At 68.0% G+C, this 5,358-nt stretch carries 5 protein-coding genes and 1 pseudogene; 4 read left to right on the plus strand and 2 right to left on the minus strand.

Annotated elements, in window-relative coordinates:
- Positions 1 to 1,693, minus strand: a 1,693-nt coding sequence (locus ACFE7U_RS13760; protein ID WP_375410288.1) for an ABC transporter transmembrane domain-containing protein, incomplete at its 3' end; no start/stop codon positions are given.
- A 192-nt stretch (positions 1,694 to 1,885) separates the two neighbouring features.
- Here ACFE7U_RS13760 and rpmE point away from each other — a divergent pair.
- Positions 1,886 to 2,140: a 50S ribosomal protein L31 gene (gene rpmE, locus ACFE7U_RS13765; RefSeq protein ID WP_375410289.1), complete on the plus strand. Its 255-nt coding sequence runs from the start codon at positions 1,886 to 1,888 to the stop codon at positions 2,138 to 2,140.
- A gap of 224 nt (positions 2,141 to 2,364) precedes the next feature.
- On the opposite strand, the gene ACFE7U_RS13770 is transcribed toward rpmE, so the two are convergent.
- Positions 2,365 to 2,892, minus strand: coding sequence for a DUF1465 family protein (locus ACFE7U_RS13770; RefSeq protein WP_375410290.1), 528 nt, complete (start codon positions 2,890 to 2,892; stop codon positions 2,365 to 2,367).
- A gap of 629 nt (positions 2,893 to 3,521) precedes the next feature.
- Between ACFE7U_RS13770 and rpmH the strand changes: the two genes are divergently transcribed.
- From rpmH to yidC, 3 genes and pseudogenes are all read left to right on the plus strand, one after another.
- Complete coding sequence (gene rpmH / locus ACFE7U_RS13775; RefSeq protein ID WP_055947927.1) at positions 3,522 to 3,656, plus strand: 50S ribosomal protein L34; 135 nt, start codon at positions 3,522 to 3,524, stop codon at positions 3,654 to 3,656.
- Between the two features lie 49 nt (positions 3,657 to 3,705).
- A complete protein-coding gene (rnpA, locus tag ACFE7U_RS13780; RefSeq protein WP_375410291.1) occupies positions 3,706 to 4,275 on the plus strand; it encodes a ribonuclease P protein component in 570 nt (189 codons plus the stop codon).
- A gap of 11 nt (positions 4,276 to 4,286) precedes the next feature.
- Positions 4,287 to 5,358: pseudogene (yidC, locus tag ACFE7U_RS13785) on the plus strand (membrane protein insertase YidC); the annotation flags it as partial.

Below are 5,358 nucleotides of genomic sequence, written 5' to 3' on the forward strand. Positions count from 1 at the left end.
TGCGGTCGGCGGCGCGGATCGTCGCGAGGCGGTGGGCGATGACGATGGTGGTGCGTCCCCGCATCAGGGTGTCGAGGGCGGTCTGCACCGCCCGCTCACTCTCGGCGTCCAGAGCCGAGGTCGCCTCGTCGAGGAGCAGGATCGGCGCATCCTTCAGGATCGCACGCGCGATGGCGACGCGCTGGCGCTGGCCGCCCGACAAGGTCACGCCGCGCTCGCCCACCAGGGTCTCGTAACCTTGCGGCAGGGCCTGAATGAACCCGCTCGCATGGGCGAGCTCGGCGGCGCGGCGGATCTCCAAATCGGTGGCGCCGGGGCGGCCGTACCGGATGTTCTCGGACACCGTACCGGAAAAGATCGTCGGCTCCTGGGGCACGAGGGAGAGGCGCTCGCGCAAGGCCTCGGGATCCACCTGTGCGATGTCGACCCCGTCGATGCGCACGCTGCCCGAGGCCGGATCGTAGAATCGTAGGATGAGTTGAAGCACCGTGGTCTTGCCGGCGCCCGACGGGCCGACGAGGGCGACCCGCTCGCCGTGGGCGACGGAGAAGCTGATGCCGTCGAGGGCCGCGTGCTCGGGCCGGGTCGGGTATTGGAAGCGCACGGCATCGAAGGCGAGCTCGCCCCGCGGCGGGGCCGGTAGTGCACGGGGTTCTGCCGGGGCCTGAATCACCGGTTCGGCGGCCAGGATCTCGCCGAGGCGCTCGGCGGCGCCCGCCGCCTGGGCGAGCTCGCCGTAGACCTCGGAGAGTTGGCCGAGCGAGCTCGCGCCGAAGACCGCGTAGAGGACGAATTGCGAGAGCTGGCCCGCCGTCATGGTACCGGCGAGGACGCCTTGGGCGCCGTACCACATCACCCCGACCACGCTCGACGAGATCAGGAAGATCGCGACTCCTGTGAGCAGCGACCTAGCCCGGACCGAATCGCGCGCCGCCGCATAGGCGTTCTCCGAGGCCTGCGCGAAGCGCGCCGCGGTGGTCCGGCCCATGCCGAAGGCCTGCATCGTGCGGATCGCTCCCACCGCTTCGGAGGCGTAGGCAGAGGCGTCGGCCAGACGGTCCTGCGCCGCCCGCGAGCGCCGTCTCACCCCCCGCCCGGACAGGATGAGTGGGAAGACGATGAGCGGGATCGCCACGAGGACGAGAATAGAGAGCTTGGGGCTCGTGATCACCATCATCGTCACGGCGCCCACGAACAGGAAGGCGTTGCGCAGGAGGATCGAGATCGAGATGCCGAACACCGATTTGACCTGCGTCGCGTCCGCGGTCAGCCGCGAGATGATCTCGCCCGATTGCGAGCGGTCGAAGAAGGCCGGATCGAGAACGGTGAGGCGCCGGAACACCGCACTGCGCAGGTCGGCGACCACGCGCTCGCCCAGCGTCACGACGGTGTAGTAACGGGCGGCGCTGGCGAGCGCGAGCACCGCCACGACCCCGAACAGGCCGGCGAAATAGGCGTCGATCATCGGTGCGCCCTCGGGCGAGAACCCGTGGTCGATCACACGCCGCAGGGCGATCGGGACGACGAGAGTGGCTCCCGAGGCGACCAGCAATGCCAGGAACGCCGCCAGGATGCGGCCGCGATAGGCGGTCGCGAACGGGATCAGCGGTCGCAGTGAACCCAGCGAGGCCTTTCCGCGGCCTTCGTCGCCGCGGCGATCCTCGCCGGGGCTGCGGTTAGATTTGCGGGCCATCATGCCTCGGTGCTGTCGACGGTCGCGGACCGCCCTGAGAGAAATGTGGTCGGCACCGTCGAGGTCGGCCTCCATGCCGGCTTGTTCGATGCGGAACGGTGGGGTATAGGCGCCGCTTCATCCGATTGCGCGTGATCTATGGCCGCGGGCCGCCAGGCGGGCCGGTCGGCGTGGCTATTGAAGGACTTCGTCATGGCAAAGAGCGCGGCCGACAAGGCCAAGGGGACAGAGCATCCCGACTACCACTTCATCAAGGTCGTGATGACCGATGGGTCCGAGTACCTGACCCGGTCGACCTACGGCAAGGACGGCGACACGCTGAACCTCGACATCGACCCCAACACCCATCCGGCCTGGACCGGCGGCGAGCAGAAGATGCTCGATCGCGGCGGCCGCGTCTCGCGCTTCAACTCGCGCTTCGGCAGCCTCTCCTTCGGCAAGAAGTAAGGCTCGGCCCCACCCGTCTCCAGGACGAGTGGCTGACACGAAACAGGCGGCGTCCTCCCGGGCGCCGCCTGTTTCGTTTTGGGATGCAATCGACCTGCGCGTTCTCGGCGCGTCGGCCCCGAAAGCCGGAAGTAGCCCTCGGCGAAATCCGGTGCAGCACAGATGACGTCGAGCCGTGGATCCCGACCGGATGTCCGGTTCGGTCCGCCAAAGAGCGATCGCGCTCAATAGGCCGTCTTGAAGGTGGTCCGAAGGAGATCGTGCTGTGCGGCGACCGGGCTGCGCGTGGCCACCGGCGTCGGGCGGTCGTCGCTGATCAGCCCGTCGAGATGCAGCACGCGCGCATGCAGGCGGCGGGTGCGGACGATGAGGTCCTGAAGGCTGGTCGGCAGGACCGCGCCGGCATCGGCTCTGGGAAGGTCCGGCGTGGTCAGGCGGACGCGGGTCTTCTCCTGCATCGCCTGCGCGGCACTGATCTCGCCCTCGGCCACGGCACGCTGCACGAGGAGCCACGATGCGATCTGCATCAGGCGGGTCGTCAGCCGCATGCTCTCGCTGGCATAGGCGAGCGTTCCGTCGCGGGAGAGAAGGCGCGATTCCTCGCGGCCCTGCCCGTCCAGGTAAGCGGCCGATTCCTCGACGAGCGCCATGCCTTCGCGGAACAGCGCCTTGAAGGCCTCCGACGCCAGATAGGTCGCTCCGAAATCGACCCAGTCTCGCTCGTCCCGGAAGGTGACGTCGAACCCGTTCATGGTGCCTCCTGTGCCGCGGCTGGATCGTCACCGTTCCGCTCTGGAACACGATCCCTGCGTCGGCACTCTTCCTGGCAAACCTAACGCCGAAAGCGGGTCCGCGCGCCGTTGACCTCAGGTTAACGTTAATCTTGCCGCGAAGGTGCCGGGCCCCTGGCATATCCGCACGATTCGGCCTGCACGCCCGTCCAGATGGGGAAATTGGCCGTCGAGGCCGCGATGCAGGTGTACGGCACAAAAAAATGCCGCCCGATGAAGGCGGCACGTGGAAAGTCTAAGGGAGGCATCGAGCGAGCGGACGACGTGTCAGCTCCACGTCCAGAACCCTGGACATGAGCCTGTTTGGTAGAACATGGTTAACGAGTCGTTAAACCCCTGCCTCCGGGGTCGTCGTCGACGAGGCTTTCGCGACGGGGCAACCGGGCTCGACCCAGGTCCGAGCACGGAGCCGGTGGGGCGAAATCACATTGACTTGACCCACCCCTTCCGCCATAAGCCGCGCCATCGCGACGCCGCGCCCCCTGGGGGCGCACTTCGCGTTTGCAGACACATTCTTGGGGCAGGCCAGGGGATGTCGCGCGGGGCCTCACGGTCCGCCGCACCGGCCCTCGTCCATCGGAGATCGCGCGATGAAGAGAACCTATCAACCGAGCAAGCTCGTGCGCAAGCGTCGCCACGGCTTCCGTGCCCGCATGGCGACCGCCGGTGGCCGCAAGGTGATCGCGGCGCGTCGCGCCCACGGCCGCAAGAAGCTCTCGGCCTGATCGGTTGCCGGCGTCGTCCGCTGGCGGCGCGTCGGGACTGGACGAGATCGTGGGGCAGGCTGTCGACGCAGGTGCCGCCACGATCGACCTGACGACGTCGGCGGTTAAACGCCTGACGCGGCGAGCTGACTTCCTCGCCGTGGCAGGGGGCCGACGTTTCCATACCGAAAGAATGACGGCTCAGGGCATGTTGCGCGCAGGCACCGAGCTGCAAGGACTTCGTGTCGGCCTGACCGTGACGAAACGAGTCGGCCATGCGACCGAGCGCAACCGCATCAAGCGTCGCCTGCGCAGCGTCGTCATCGCGGCCACCCCGAACCTGCCTCGTCTCCCGGCGGACATTGTGCTGGTGGCACGTAGGCCGACCCTTCACGCACCGTTCGATCAGCTGGTTCAGGATCTTCGTCGGGCCGTCGACGCAGTCACGAAGCCACCATCCGGAGACAACTCCGGGAAACGCCCGCGGCGTGGCGATGCGCCATCGCGCCGTGGCGGCAAATCCGGTCGCTTGCCCGAACCTGGCACCAGTGCCAGCGGGCCGGGATCGCTTCATCGACGTGCGGCCGTCGAGTCGCCCTCGATGCCGCCTGACATCCAACCTCCTCGCGAACCTGTGTAACGGATCGACCGATGGGTAATGACAAGACGAACATGATCGTCGCGATCGCCCTGTCGCTGGCGGTCCTGCTCGGCTGGAACTACTTCATCGCGGCGCCGCGTGTGGAGCAGCAGCGCCAGACCGCGCTTCAGGAAAAGGCGGCGGCCCAGGGCCGTGCCCCCACGGGTGAAGCGTTGAGCGGACCCGATGGGGTGCCGACCCCGAGCCCGAAGGAGGGCCAGCCGTCCTCGCCGATTCCCGGCACATTGGCCGGATCGGGCCAGACGATCGAAACGCGCGACGCGGCGCTCGCCCGGTCCCCGCGCATCCGCATCGACACGCCTGCGCTGGCCGGCTCGGTCGCCCTCAAGGGCGGACGCATCGACGACGTGTCGCTCAAGGGCTACCACGAGACCGTCGACGACAAGAGCCCACGGATCGTGCTCCTCTCGCCCACCGGCAGCGCCAACCCGTACTTCGCCGAGTTCGGCTGGGTCGGCCAGAATGCCGGGCCGCTCCCCACCGGAGAGACCGTCTGGACTGCCGACGGTTCCGTCCTGTCCCCCGGTACGCCGCTGACGCTGACCTTCGACAACGGCGCCGGCCTGATCTTCAAGCGCGTGCTCGCCGTCGACGACAAGTTCATGTTCACCGTCCGAGACGAGGTCGAGAACAAGAGCGCGAACGCCGTGACGCTGTACCCGTACAGCCTCGTCTCGCGCTGGGGCAAACCGCAGGTGCAGGGCTTCTACGTCCTGCACGAGGGCATGATCGGCGTGCTCGGCGGCGACGGCCTCCAGGAATACACCTACGACCACGTCGCCAAGGAGCCGGGCTACGGCAATGCCGGCACCAGGGGGAAAGCCTGGCCAAACGTCACCGGCGGCTTCGTCGGCATCACCGACAAGTACTGGGCGGCGGCCGCCATCCCCGACCAGAATGAGGCCTATACGGGCGCCTTCACTGAGCGCACCGACGGCCCGACCAAGGTCTACCAGGCGAGCGTGCGCGGCGAAGGCCGCACCATCGCGCCGGGCGCCTCCATGGGTGCGACGCAGCGGCTGTTCGCCGGCGCCAAGGAAGTCAATGCGATCACGACCTACG

The sequence above is a fragment of the uncultured Methylobacterium sp. genome, assembly GCF_964251405.1.
GTDB lineage: Bacteria > Pseudomonadota > Alphaproteobacteria > Rhizobiales > Beijerinckiaceae > Methylobacterium.

What these genes read in the sequence shown, in the direction of transcription:
- rpmE (WP_375410289.1), top strand. Translation starts at nt 1,886, where the DNA reads ATGGCAAAGAGCGCGGCCGACAAGGCCAAGGGGACAGAGCATCCCGAC.
- ACFE7U_RS13770 (WP_375410290.1), bottom strand. Translation starts at nt 2,892, where the DNA reads ATGAACGGGTTCGACGTCACCTTCCGGGACGAGCGAGACTGGGTCGAT.
- rpmH (WP_055947927.1), top strand. Translation starts at nt 3,522, where the DNA reads ATGAAGAGAACCTATCAACCGAGCAAGCTCGTGCGCAAGCGTCGCCAC.